The organism is Enterobacter sp. 50793107 (assembly GCF_001463365.1).
Taxonomy (GTDB): domain Bacteria; phylum Pseudomonadota; class Gammaproteobacteria; order Enterobacterales; family Enterobacteriaceae; genus Enterobacter; species Enterobacter cloacae.
The window spans coordinates 13,214-25,698 of the sequence record NZ_LNII01000069.1 but is presented as its reverse complement, the minus strand read 5'-3'; the positions used below and the strand labels follow the sequence as shown (position 1 = coordinate 25,698).

11 protein-coding genes are annotated in these 12,485 nt (G+C 56.0%); 8 read left to right on the top strand and 3 right to left on the bottom strand.

What is annotated here, in order from left to right:
• Positions 1-4 precede the first annotated feature (4 nt).
• From ispG to APU11_RS09360, 7 genes are all read left to right on the top strand, one after another.
• Entirely contained in the window at positions 5-1,123 is a 1,119-nt protein-coding gene (gene ispG / locus APU11_RS09390) for a flavodoxin-dependent (E)-4-hydroxy-3-methylbut-2-enyl-diphosphate synthase (protein WP_058651805.1), read from the top strand.
• 81 nt (positions 1,124-1,204) lie between these two features.
• Positions 1,205-2,479 (top strand): histidine--tRNA ligase, encoded by a 1,275-nt coding sequence (gene hisS, locus APU11_RS09385; protein ID WP_013098276.1) that lies wholly within the window; start codon positions 1,205-1,207, stop codon positions 2,477-2,479.
• 13 nt (positions 2,480-2,492) lie between these two features.
• Positions 2,493-3,113, top strand: a complete 621-nt coding sequence (locus APU11_RS09380; RefSeq protein ID WP_013098275.1) for a YfgM family protein — start codon at positions 2,493-2,495, stop codon at positions 3,111-3,113.
• Between the two features lie 10 nt (positions 3,114-3,123).
• Positions 3,124-4,302, top strand: coding sequence for an outer membrane protein assembly factor BamB (bamB, locus tag APU11_RS09375; protein WP_029882244.1), 1,179 nt, complete (start codon positions 3,124-3,126; stop codon positions 4,300-4,302).
• Between the two features lie 112 nt (positions 4,303-4,414).
• On the top strand, positions 4,415-5,890 hold the full coding sequence (der, locus tag APU11_RS09370) for a ribosome biogenesis GTPase Der (RefSeq protein ID WP_029882245.1): 1,476 nt from the start codon (positions 4,415-4,417) through the stop codon (positions 5,888-5,890).
• Positions 5,891-6,186: 296 nt separating this feature from the next.
• Complete coding sequence (locus APU11_RS09365; protein ID WP_058651804.1) at positions 6,187-7,731, top strand: peptide MFS transporter; 1,545 nt, start codon at positions 6,187-6,189, stop codon at positions 7,729-7,731.
• Between the two features lie 52 nt (positions 7,732-7,783).
• Positions 7,784-8,005: a zinc ribbon domain-containing protein gene (locus APU11_RS09360; RefSeq protein WP_023620378.1), complete on the top strand. Its 222-nt coding sequence runs from the start codon at positions 7,784-7,786 to the stop codon at positions 8,003-8,005.
• On the opposite strand, the gene APU11_RS09355 is transcribed toward APU11_RS09360, so the two are convergent.
• From APU11_RS09355 to xseA, 3 genes are read right to left on the bottom strand one after another with little or no spacing between them, the layout of a single operon-like run.
• Positions 8,002-8,352 carry a protealysin inhibitor emfourin gene (locus tag APU11_RS09355; RefSeq protein WP_020690016.1) on the bottom strand — a complete coding sequence of 117 codons (351 nt, stop codon included), beginning with the start codon at positions 8,350-8,352 and terminating at the stop codon, positions 8,002-8,004. The genes APU11_RS09360 and APU11_RS09355 overlap by 4 nt on opposite strands.
• Complete coding sequence (locus tag APU11_RS09350; protein WP_058651803.1) at positions 8,353-9,372, bottom strand: M4 family metallopeptidase; 1,020 nt, start codon at positions 9,370-9,372, stop codon at positions 8,353-8,355.
• Positions 9,373-9,430: 58 nt separating this feature from the next.
• Entirely contained in the window at positions 9,431-10,804 is a 1,374-nt protein-coding gene (gene xseA, locus APU11_RS09345; RefSeq protein WP_058651802.1) for an exodeoxyribonuclease VII large subunit, read from the bottom strand.
• Positions 10,805-10,963: 159 nt separating this feature from the next.
• Here xseA and guaB point away from each other — a divergent pair, with 159 nt between their 5' ends.
• Positions 10,964-12,430: an IMP dehydrogenase gene (guaB, locus tag APU11_RS09340; RefSeq protein WP_013098265.1), complete on the top strand. Its 1,467-nt coding sequence runs from the start codon at positions 10,964-10,966 to the stop codon at positions 12,428-12,430.
• The last annotated feature ends 55 nt before the right edge of the window (positions 12,431-12,485 follow it).

The following is a 12,485-nucleotide window of genomic DNA, read 5'->3' as shown; positions in this document are numbered from 1 at the left end:
TTTCATGCATAACCAGGCTCCGATTCAACGTAGAAAATCAAAACGGATTTACGTTGGGAATGTGCCAATCGGCGATGGGGCGCCTATCGCCGTCCAGTCGATGACCAATACGCGCACCACGGATGTGGAAGCGACGGTCAACCAAATCAAAGCCTTAGAACGCGTAGGCGCGGACATTGTTCGCGTCTCCGTGCCAACCATGGACGCCGCAGAGGCGTTCAAACTGATCAAACAGCAGGTCAGTGTGCCGCTGGTTGCAGACATCCACTTCGACTACCGCATTGCGCTTAAAGTTGCCGAATACGGCGTCGACTGCCTGCGTATTAACCCAGGCAACATCGGTAACAAAGAGCGTATCCGCATGGTGGTGGACTGCGCACGCGATAAGAACATCCCCATCCGTATCGGCGTGAACGCCGGTTCTCTGGAAAAAGATCTGCAGGAAAAGTACGGCGAACCCACGCCGCAGGCGCTGCTTGAATCCGCGATGCGTCACGTTGATCATCTGGATCGTCTTAACTTCGATCAGTTCAAAGTCAGCGTAAAAGCCTCTGATGTCTTCCTGGCGGTAGAGTCGTATCGTCTGCTGGCGAAGCAGATCGATCAGCCCCTGCACCTTGGGATCACCGAAGCGGGTGGCCTGCGCAGTGGCTCTGTCAAATCAGCCATTGGCCTGGGTCTGCTGCTCTCGGAAGGGATCGGCGACACCTTGCGCGTTTCGCTGGCGGCCGATCCGGTCGAAGAGATCAAAGTTGGCTTCGACATCCTGAAATCACTGCGTATCCGCGCACGTGGGATCAACTTCATTGCCTGTCCAACCTGTTCACGTCAGGAGTTTGACGTCATCGGAACCGTGAACGCACTGGAGCAGCGTCTTGAAGACATCATCACCCCAATGGACGTCTCCATCATCGGTTGTGTGGTGAATGGTCCGGGTGAAGCGCTGGTGTCAACGCTGGGCGTCACCGGCGGTAACAAGAAAAGTGGTCTCTATGAAGATGGCGTTCGTAAAGATCGTCTGGATAATAGTGATATGATCGACCAGCTTGAAGCGCGCATTCGTGCCAAAGCGTCGATGATGGACGAAGCGCAGCGCATCAGCGTTCAGCAGGTTGAAAAATAACGTGATGGGAAGCGAAGTGCTTCCCATGTATGATTGAACCCATTCTTTGGGTTCTTTTTTGTATATAGAAAGAGAATAAACGTGGCAAAAAACATTCAAGCCATCCGCGGCATGAACGATTATCTGCCTGGCGAAACCGCCATCTGGCAGCGCATTGAAGGCACACTGAAACAGGTGCTCGGCAGCTACGGTTACAGCGAAATCCGTTTGCCGATTGTAGAGCAGACCCCGTTATTCAAACGCGCGATCGGCGAAGTGACCGACGTGGTTGAAAAAGAGATGTACACCTTTGAGGACCGCAACGGCGACAGCCTGACGCTGCGTCCTGAAGGTACGGCGGGCTGCGTACGCGCCGGCATCGAACATGGTCTCCTGTACAATCAGGAGCAGCGCCTGTGGTATATCGGCCCGATGTTCCGCCACGAACGTCCGCAGAAAGGTCGTTATCGCCAGTTCAACCAGCTGGGTGTGGAAGTGTTTGGCCTGCAAGGTCCCGACATTGACGCCGAGCTGATCATGCTGACCGCCCGCTGGTGGCGTGCGCTGGGCATCTCCGAGCACGTCTCTCTGGAGCTGAACTCTATCGGCTCTCTGGAAGCGCGTGCTAACTACCGCGATGCGCTGGTGGCGTTCCTTGAAGAGCACAAAGAGAAGCTGGACGAAGACTGCAAACGTCGCATGTACAGCAACCCGCTGCGCGTGCTTGATTCCAAAAATCCGGACGTGCAGGCGCTGCTGAACGATGCGCCTGCATTAGGCGATTACCTGGACGACGAGTCTCGCGAACACTTTGCTGGTCTTTGCAAACTGCTCGAAGCAGCAGGCATTGCCTATACCGTTAATCAGCGCCTGGTGCGCGGTCTGGACTACTATAACCGTACCGTGTTTGAGTGGGTTACCACCAGCCTCGGTTCGCAGGGCACCGTGTGTGCTGGCGGCCGTTATGACGGTCTGGTTGAGCAGCTTGGCGGCCGTGCCGCGCCTGCGGTTGGCTTCGCAATGGGCCTTGAGCGACTTGTTTTGCTGGTTCAGGCAGTTAATCCGGAATTTAAAGCAGATTCCGTTGTCGATATATACCTGGTGGCCTCAGGCGCGGAAACGCAGTCTGCGGCGATGCAGCTTGCTGAACGCGTGCGCGATGCACTGCCTGAGGTTAAGCTGATGACCAACCATGGCGGCGGCAACTTCAAAAAACAGTTTGCTCGTGCCGATAAGTGGGGCGCAAGTATTGCACTGGTGCTGGGTGAGTCCGAAGTGGCCAACGGCGAAGTGGTAGTGAAAGACCTGCGCTCTGGTGAGCAGACAACGGTAACGCAGGACGGCGTTGCGGCGCACTTGCGCACTCTATTGGGCTAAGGAGAGGGACTGCGTGGAAATTTACGAGAACGAACACGACCAGGTCGACGCGATCAAACGCTTCTTTGCTGAAAACGGCAAAGCGCTGGTTGTTGGGGTGATTTTAGGTGTAGGTGCATTGATCGGCTGGCGCTACTGGAACAATCATCAGGCGGATTCCGCGCGCGGCGCGTCTCTGTCCTATGAAAATACCGTGAGCGCAATTCGTGCCGATCAGCCGCAAACGCTGACGGCAGCAGAGAAATTTGCCGCTGACAACAAAAACACCTACGGTGCGCTGGCCGCGCTGGAAGTGGCTCAGCAGTACATCGACAAGAACGAACTGGATAAAGCGGCTGCCCAGCTGTCGCAGGGGCTTGCGGCCGCCAGCGATGACAACCTGAAAGCGGTTATCAATCTGCGCCTGGCCCGTATCCAGGTTCAGCAGAAAAAAGCTGATGAAGCGCTGAAAACGCTCGATACCATCAAAGGCGAAGGTTTTGCTGCCATCGTTGCCGATCTGCGCGGTGAAGCACTGCTGAGCAAAGGTGATAAAGCGGGCGCGCGTAAAGCGTGGCAAGCCGGTGTAGATAGCAATGCATCCCCTGCGCTGAGCGAAATGATGCAGATGAAAATAAATAATTTGTCCGTCTGAGAGGGACCCGATGCAATTGCGTAAATTACTTCTGCCAGGACTGCTTTCTGTTACGTTATTGAGTGGCTGTTCACTGTTCAGTGGCGAAGAAGACGTTGTGAAAATGTCCCCGCTGCCGACGGTTGAAAACCAGTTTACCCCGTCAACCGCGTGGAGTACTTCCGTGGGGGATGGAATTGGTGATTTCTATTCCAACCTGCACCCGGCTTTTGCTGACAGCGTTATCTATGCGGCTGACCGTAAAGGTACCGTAAAAGCGCTTAACGCCGATGACGGAAAAGAAGTGTGGTCCGTTAACCTGGCGGAAAAAGACGGCTGGTTCTCCCGTAAACCTGCACTGCTGTCTGGCGGCCTGACCGTTGCCGGTGGTCATGTATACGTGGGAAGCGAAAAAGCACAGGTCTATGCCCTGAACACCAGCGACGGCTCTGTTGCCTGGCAAACCACGGTTGCCGGTGAGTCTCTGTCTCGTCCGGTGGTGAGCGACGGCCTGGTGCTGATCCACACCAGCAACGGCCAGCTGCAGGCGCTGAACGAAGCCGATGGTCTGGTGAAGTGGACCGTCAACCTGGATATGCCATCACTCTCCCTGCGCGGCGAATCTGCCCCGGCGACAGCCTTTGGTGCTGCCATTGTGGGTGGTGATAACGGTCGCGTGAGCGCGGTGCTGATGCAGCAAGGTCAGATGATCTGGCAGCAGCGTATCTCTCAGGCGACGGGGTCAACTGAAATCGACCGTCTGAACGACGTCGACACGACGCCTGTTATCGTCAACGGTGTGGTTTATGCGCTGGCGTATAACGGCAACCTGACCGCGCTGGATCTGCGCAGTGGCCAGATCATGTGGAAACGTGAACTGGGCTCAGTGAATGATTTCATTGTTGATGGTAACCGCATCTATATGGTTGACCAGAACGACCGTCTGCTGGCGCTGAGCACCGATGGCGGCGTGACGCTGTGGACGCAAAGCGATCTGCTGCACCGTCTGCTGACCGCACCGGCGCTGTACAACGGTAGCCTGGTGGTGGGTGATAGCGAAGGCTACATGCACTGGATCGATCCGGAGACGGGCCGCTTTACTGCGCAGCAAAAAGTCGACAGCTCTGGCTTCCTCACCGACCCGGTTGTGGCTGACGGTAAACTGCTGATTCAGGCAAAAGACGGCACGCTGTACGCGATCACGCGTTAATTACCCGGCGGTTGTAGTATACTAAACGGCTCCTGTTCACTCAGGAGCCGTTTTGACATTTTTAAAAACGCTGCGAAAGCGACGTTATTTTGAATTTTATGAGGCTTCAAACATGGTACCTGTGGTCGCGCTTGTCGGGCGCCCTAACGTTGGAAAATCCACTCTTTTTAACCGTTTAACACGCACCCGTGATGCGCTGGTTGCGGATTTCCCGGGGCTGACGCGTGACCGTAAGTACGGTCGTGCAGAGGTGGAAGGACGCGAGTTCATCTGTATCGATACCGGTGGTATCGACGGGACAGAAGACGGCGTTGAAACCCGTATGGCGGAGCAGTCTCTGCTGGCCATCGAAGAGGCAGACGTGGTGCTGTTTATGGTGGATGCCCGTGCTGGCCTGATGCCTGCGGATTCCGCCATTGCTAAACATCTGCGTTCGCGTGAAAAACCGACCTTCCTGGTGGCGAACAAAACTGATGGTATCGATGCCGATCAGGCGATCGCCGATTTCTGGTCTTTAGGTCTGGGTGATATCTACCCGATCGCCGCATCGCATGGCCGCGGCGTGACCAGCCTGCTGGAAACCGTTCTGCTGCCGTGGGTTGACGAAGTGAACCCGCCGGAAGAGGTGGACGAAGACGCGGCATACTGGGCGCAGTTCGAAGACGGTGAAGAAGGCGAAGAAGAAGAGCCTGAAGAGACATTCAACCCGCAGGATCTGCCGATTAAGTTGGCCATTGTGGGGCGTCCAAACGTAGGTAAGTCTACGCTCACTAACCGTATTCTGGGCGAAGAGCGTGTGGTGGTATACGACATGCCGGGCACCACCCGCGACAGCATCTACATCCCGATGGAGCGTGATGAGCGTGAGTATGTGCTCATCGACACCGCGGGCGTGCGTAAGCGCGGAAAAATCACCGATGTGGTGGAGAAATTCTCCGTCATTAAAACCCTGCAGGCGATTGAAGATGCCAACGTTGTGCTGCTGGTTATCGATGCGCGTGAAGGTATCTCCGATCAGGACTTGTCGCTGCTCGGCTTTATCCTCAATAGTGGGCGCTCACTGGTTATCGTGGTGAACAAATGGGATGGCCTGAGCAATGAAGTTCGTGAGCAGGTGAAAGAGACGCTGGACTTCCGTCTGGGCTTCATCGACTTTGCTCGCGTGCACTTTATCTCTGCGCTGCACGGCAGCGGTGTGGGTAACCTGTTCGACTCCGTGCGTGAAGCGTATGACAGCTCCACCCGTCGTCAGAGCACCGCTATGCTGACCCGCATCATGAACATGGCAGCAGAAGACCATCAGCCGCCGCTGGTGCGTGGCCGTCGCGTGAAGCTCAAATACGCCCACGCCGGTGGTTATAACCCGCCAATCGTGGTGATTCACGGCAACCAGGTGAAAGACCTGCCGGATTCCTACAAGCGTTATCTGATGAACTACTTCCGTAAATCGCTGGACGTGATGGGCACTCCTATCCGTATCCAGTTCAAGGAAGGGGATAACCCGTTTGCCAACAAGCGCAACACCCTGACGCCAAACCAGATGCGTAAGCGTAAGCGTTTGATTAAGCACATTAAGAAAAGCAAATAAGCTTTGCGATCTTACAAAAACCCGCGCCTGTCGCGGGTTTTTTTCGCTCATACAAAACGCCTGCCTTCCCTGTGTGATGTCAATCACTATTCGCTTTTAACCATGTTTAAATCTAAGAAAGTAGACAATCGTCGAATTTTCATCTTAAAGTCCAGGGTCTGGTACTAGACAAAACTAGCGCCTGGTTATCAAATGGTTAACTCATTTTTCGCCGCATGTAAAAAATCGGTCAGATACGTAACTGGCCGGCGTACGCGCGGTGCTTTCAGCACAACGACATACCTTTTGGGAGAATTATGCAATCCTCTGTTAATCAAAAAGAAAGCCGAACGTTCTTCGGCCATCCTTATCCGCTCGGTTCGCTGTTCTTTACCGAGATGTGGGAGCGTTTCTCGTTTTACGGCATTCGTCCGTTACTGATCCTCTTTATGGCCGCCACCGTCTATGACGGCGGCATGGGGCTGGCGCGTGAAAACGCCTCGGCGATTGTCGGTATCTTCGCCGGTACCATGTACCTGGCCGCGCTGCCGGGTGGCTGGCTGGCCGATAACTGGCTCGGCCAGCAGCGAGCCGTCTGGTACGGTTCGATTCTGATTGCGCTCGGCCACCTGTCGATTGCGCTCTCGGCGGTGATGGGGAACAACCTGTTCTTTATCGGCCTGATGTTTATTGTGCTGGGATCGGGCCTGTTCAAGACCTGTATCTCCGTGATGGTCGGCACGCTGTATAAAAAAGGCGATGCGCGTCGTGACGGCGGATTCTCGCTGTTCTATATGGGCATCAACATGGGCTCGTTCATTGCGCCGCTGATTTCCGGCTGGTTGATTAAAACCCACGGCTGGCACTGGGGCTTTGGTATTGGCGGCATCGGGATGCTGGTGGCGCTGATTATCTTCCGCGTGTTTGCTGTCCCGTCCATGAAGCGCTACGACAGCGAAGTGGGCCTCGATTCCACCTGGAACAGCCCGGTGGTCAAACGCAACGGCGTGGGCGCGTGGCTGCTGGCGCTGGCGGTAGGGGTGGCGATTCTCGTCACGCTGATCGCCCAGGGGGTCATTGTGATTAACCCGGTCGCGGTGGCCAGTATGCTGGTCTATGTGATTGCGGCATCCGTTGCGCTCTACTTTATTTATCTGTTCATCTTCGCCGGCCTGACCCGTAAAGAGCGCGCCAGACTGCTGGTCTGCTTTATCCTGCTGGTTTCCGCTGCGTTCTTCTGGTCCGCGTTTGAACAGAAACCGACGTCCTTTAACCTGTTTGCCAACGACTACACCAATCGCATGATCGGTGATTTCGAAATTCCGGCCGTATGGTTCCAGTCGATCAACGCCCTGTTCATCATTCTGCTGGCACCGGTATTCAGCTGGGCGTGGCCGAAGCTTGCCACCATGAACATTCGCCCGAGCAGTATCACCAAGTTTGTTATCGGTATTCTCTGTGCGGCGGCGGGCTTTGGCCTGATGATGCTGGCGGCGCAGAATGTGCTGAGCAACGGCGGGGCAGGCGTTTCGCCGTTCTGGCTGGTAGGCAGTATTTTGATGCTGACGCTGGGTGAGCTGTGTCTGAGCCCGATTGGTCTGGCCACCATGACCCTGCTGGCACCAGAAAGAATGCGCGGCCAGATGATGGGGCTGTGGTTCTGCGCAAGTGCGTTGGGTAACCTGGCTGCCGGTCTGATTGGCGGCCACGTGAAGGCCGACCAGCTGGATATGCTGCCAGATCTCTTCGCGCGTTGCTCCATCGCGCTGCTGATTTGTGCTGCGGTACTGATCGTTCTCATTGTGCCGGTTCGTCGCATGCTGGAAAATGCCCGGACGAAACCTGCCACTGAGGCGGTATAATCGATCTGCCGGGGCGACCGCTTCGCCCCGGCAACCTGCTTAAGGAGTTACTATGTCGATCGCCTGTCCAACCTGCCATACCGAGCTGGAGCCGCAAAACGGCGTGGCTTACTGCGAACACTGTCATAAAGATATTGCGCTCGAAGCCCGCTGCCCGGAGTGCCATCAGCCACTCCAGGTATTAAAGGCCTGCGGTGCGGTGGACTATTTCTGCCAGAACGGCCACGGCCTGATCTCTAAAAAACGCGTGGAGTTCGTCCCTGTCGGGGCTTAATCACACACGCAGCCTTCGCCTTTCTGCCAGAGTTCAACCAGCGATTCGGGCGCTTCCTGCTCCGGTACCAGCACAATAATATCGGTATACTGCGCTTCATTGTGCCGGGTCCAGAAGATCTGGATACGAAAATAACGCTGGTCACCGCTGCCTGGTGACGACGTCTGACCAGGCGGTTGCCCACGCGGAATGGCCTGCTCCAGAATACTCACCACGCGCTGACGCTGCGCCTCATTGAGAGATGAGAGCGTGATGGTGCGCTGGCCGCTCAGCTTGGGAATAAAAGCGACGCCGCCTTCCCGGGCCAGCTCAACCACGGCGTCATCCGTCAGTTCCGGAACCTGCATTTACAGCACTCCCACCTGTTCCCAGGCTTGTCTTATCGCCGCCCCAACGTCGCTGCCCGAGCGCTTTTCGCCGTGGGCTATCGTCAGTTTTGCAAAGGCATCAAAATCCGCATCTTGTGGCAGATTGCGATCGCAAACTGTGTCGTACCAGGCATAACCCGCTTTTTCCCAGGCATAGCCGCCGATTGCCGTTGCGGCCAGATAAAACGCCCGGTTGGGAATGCCGGAGTTCAGGTGGACGCCGCCGTTATCTTCACGCGTTTTGATGAAATCCTTCATGTGCGCCGGTTGCGGATCTTTACCGAGCAGAGGATCATCATAGGCGGTGCCCGGCTCCGACATGGAGCGCAGCCCTTTGCCGTTAATCCCTTTCGCCAGCAGACCTTCGCCAATCAGCCAGTCGGCCTGGTCGGCGGTTTGCTTCAGGTGATACTGTTTAACCAGCGAGCCAAACACGTCCGACAGGGACTCATTCAGCGCACCCGATTGTTCAAAATAGATCAGCCCGGCTTCGGTCTCGGTAACGCCATGGCTGAGTTCATGCGCCACAACGTCGATGGCAATGGTAAAACGGTTAAATATTTCCCCGTCGCCATCGCCAAAGACCATCTGCTGACCGTTCCAGAAGGCGTTCTGGTATTCCCGGCCATAATGCACGGTGCCGGTGAGGATCAGCCCTTTATTATCGAGCGAGTCACGCTGGTATTCTTTCCAGAAGAAATCGTGAGTGATGCCTAAATAGTCATAGGCTTCATCGACGGCCACATCCCCATTGGACGGCTGGCCTTCATAGCGCACCTGCGTGCCTGGCAGCTCCTGGGTCTGTTTCGCATCGTAGATATCACGCTCCAGCTGTCCGGCTTTGCTCACGTGCGGCGCGGCTGGTTTACCGGGCATGTGGGCCATCAGCGTCTGAACATGGGTTAAAGTCTGGCGGGCGCAGCGCTGCTGCGGCTCTGAACCGCTTTCGATAATACGACGAAGAATATAGGGGGGGATCACGCTCTGAAGATGTGACATGCTGCTCTCCTTATTAAAAAAGGGAATAGCAGCAGTATAGTTTCTAACCGGCGAAGAATTATCCGTTTTTTCGCTGACGCGTCTTTTTAGCAGGGGTAATGGCTTTCACTTCGCTTTCCACCCAGCCGTCCGACAGACGGGTGGTCAGCACGTCTCCGGCTTTCACCTGTTTGGTTTGCTTCAGCACTTTGCCGTCAGTGGCGGTGGTAACGCTATAGCCGCGTGCCAGGGTAGTAAGTGGGCTAACCGCTTCAAGATGGGTCACCGCATTGCCAAAGCGTTCGCGGGTGGTGCTAAGTCGTGCCCGGACAGTTTCTGCCAGACGATACTCCAGCTGCTGAATGCGCGTTTGTGCGCGGTAAATTTTCGGCTGCGGGTTTTGCTGGTTCAGGCGCTGCGTCACGCGCTGCTGACGCGACATCGCGCGCTTGAGCTGATTATCCAGCGCGAAGTTCATCCGCTGGCGCAGACGCTCCAGCACGGTTTGCTGACGCGCAAGGCGAAGCTGTGGATGCTGCTGCTGCAGGCGGTGATGAAGCTGGGTAAAGCGGCGGGTACGGTTAGCGAGGAAGTAGTCCATCGCCATCTCCAGGCGCTGCTGGCCGTTCTGGATCTGACGCAGCAGCTCCAGCTGATTGCGGCTCACCACTTCCGCCGCAGCAGACGGCGTAGGCGCGCGTAAATCCGCAACGAAATCGGCTATCGTCACATCCGTTTCATGCCCGACCGCACTCACGATGGGAATAGCACTCGCAAAAATCGCCCGTGCCACGCGCTCGTCGTTGAAGCTCCACAAATCTTCCAGCGAGCCGCCGCCACGCCCAACGATTAATACGTCGCACTCCTGACGCGCGTTCGCCAGCTCAATGGCACGCACAATCTGGCCTGGTGCATCGTCACCCTGAACAGCGGTCGGGTAGATGATAACGGGCAGGGAAGGATCGCGACGCTTGAGGACGTGCAAAATATCGTGCAGCGCGGCACCGGTTTTCGAAGTGATTACCCCAACGCAGTGGGCTGGTGAGGGCAGGGGCTTTTTATACTGCTGGTCGAACAACCCCTCTTGCGAAAGCGCAGCCTTAAGCTGTTCATACTTCTGCTGGAGTAAGCCTTCGCCCGCAGGTTGCATGCTCTCGACGATGATCTGGTAGTCGCCGCGCGGTTCATACAGCGTAATATTGGCGCGCACCAGCACCTGCTGGCCATGCTGAGGACGAAACGTCACGCGGCGGTTGCTGTTGCGGAACATGGCACAGCGCACCTGGGCGGTGTCGTCTTTTAAAGTAAAGTACCAGTGGCCGGAAGCGGGCTGTGTGAAGTTAGAGATCTCGCCGCTGATCCAGACCTGCCCCATTTCCTGCTCAAGCAGCAAACGCACCGTCTGATTCAGGCGGCTGACAGTATAAATTGAGGGGGATTGAGAGGATAACATGTGAGCGGGATCAAATTCTAAATCAGCAAGTTATTCAGTCGATAGTAACCTGCTGAGAGGGGAGTGCAAGGTTTTTTTATAAAAAAGTGTGGATGCAATCGGTTACGCTCTGTATAATGCCACGGCAATATTTAACCACCCAGGTCAGAGATATTGCCCATGCTACGTATCGCTAAAGAAGCACTGACGTTTGACGACGTCCTCCTCGTTCCCGCTCACTCCACCGTTCTGCCGAATACTGCCGATCTCAGCACGCAGTTGACGAAAACCATTCGCCTGAACATTCCTATGCTCTCTGCGGCAATGGACACCGTGACTGAAGCGCGCCTGGCTATTGCCTTGGCACAGGAAGGTGGCATTGGCTTTATTCACAAAAACATGTCTATCGAGCGTCAGGCGGAAGAAGTTCGCCGCGTGAAGAAGCATGAATCCGGCATCGTATCCGATCCACAGACCGTTCTGCCAACCACCACCCTGCACGAAGTGAAAGCCCTGACCGAACGTAACGGCTTTGCCGGTTACCCGGTGGTGACCGAAGAGAACGAGCTGGTGGGTATCATCACCGGCCGTGACGTGCGTTTCGTGACCGACCTGAACCAGCCGGTTAGCGTATATATGACGCCAAAAGAGCGTCTGGTGACCGTGCGTGAAGGTGAAGCGCGTGATGTCGTCTTCGCAAAAATGCACGAAAAACGCGTTGAGAAAGCGCTGGTTGTGGATGCGAACTTCCACCTGCGCGGTATGATCACCGTTAAAGACTTCCAGAAAGCAGAACGTAAACCTAACGCCTGTAAAGACGAGCATGGCCGTCTGCGCGTTGGCGCTGCGGTTGGCGCAGGTGCCGGTAACGAAGAGCGTGTTGATGCGCTGGTTGCCGCAGGCGTTGACGTGCTGCTGATTGACTCCTCCCACGGCCACTCCGAAGGCGTTCTGCAGCGTATTCGCGACACCCGTGCGAAATATCCTGATCTGCAGATCATCGGCGGTAACGTGGCGACGGGCGCAGGTGCTCGCGCGCTGGCTGACGCAGGTTGCAGCGCGGTGAAAGTGGGTATCGGCCCAGGCTCCATCTGTACAACCCGTATCGTGACCGGTGTAGGTGTTCCACAGATCACTGCGGTTTCTGACGCGGTTGAAGCGCTGGAAGGCACCGGTATTCCGGTCATCGCAGACGGCGGTATCCGCTTCTCTGGCGACATCGCTAAAGCGATCGCCGCAGGTGCTTCCGCGGTGATGGTTGGCTCCATGCTGGCAGGGACTGAAGAATCCCCGGGTGAAATCGAACTCTACCAGGGCCGTTCTTACAAATCTTACCGTGGTATGGGCTCTCTGGGCGCGATGTCCAAAGGTTCTTCTGACCGTTACTTCCAGACCGATAACGCTGCTGACAAACTGGTGCCGGAAGGTATCGAAGGGCGCGTTGCCTACAAAGGCCGTCTGAAAGAGATCATTCACCAGCAGATGGGCGGCCTGCGCTCCTGTATGGGTCTGACCGGCTGTGGTACCATTGACCTGCTGCGTACTAAAGCGGAATTCGTACGCATCAGCGGTGCGGGTATCCAGGAGAGCCACGTTCACGACGTGACGATCACCAAAGAGTCCCCGAACTACCGTCTGGGCTCCTGATAAGTTTCCGCGCCCGGCTCATGCCGGGCGCTCTGTTTTTGTTTCACTTGCCTCG

What these genes read in the sequence shown, in the direction of transcription:
- ispG (WP_058651805.1), top strand. Translation starts at nt 5, where the DNA reads ATGCATAACCAGGCTCCGATTCAACGTAGAAAATCAAAACGGATTTAC.
- bamB (WP_029882244.1), top strand. Translation starts at nt 3,124, where the DNA reads ATGCAATTGCGTAAATTACTTCTGCCAGGACTGCTTTCTGTTACGTTA.
- der (WP_029882245.1), top strand. Translation starts at nt 4,415, where the DNA reads ATGGTACCTGTGGTCGCGCTTGTCGGGCGCCCTAACGTTGGAAAATCC.
- APU11_RS09365 (WP_058651804.1), top strand. Translation starts at nt 6,187, where the DNA reads ATGCAATCCTCTGTTAATCAAAAAGAAAGCCGAACGTTCTTCGGCCAT.
- APU11_RS09360 (WP_023620378.1), top strand. Translation starts at nt 7,784, where the DNA reads ATGTCGATCGCCTGTCCAACCTGCCATACCGAGCTGGAGCCGCAAAAC.
- APU11_RS09355 (WP_020690016.1), bottom strand. Translation starts at nt 8,352, where the DNA reads ATGCAGGTTCCGGAACTGACGGATGACGCCGTGGTTGAGCTGGCCCGG.
- APU11_RS09350 (WP_058651803.1), bottom strand. Translation starts at nt 9,372, where the DNA reads ATGTCACATCTTCAGAGCGTGATCCCCCCCTATATTCTTCGTCGTATT.
- xseA (WP_058651802.1), bottom strand. Translation starts at nt 10,804, where the DNA reads ATGTTATCCTCTCAATCCCCCTCAATTTATACTGTCAGCCGCCTGAAT.
- guaB (WP_013098265.1), top strand. Translation starts at nt 10,964, where the DNA reads ATGCTACGTATCGCTAAAGAAGCACTGACGTTTGACGACGTCCTCCTC.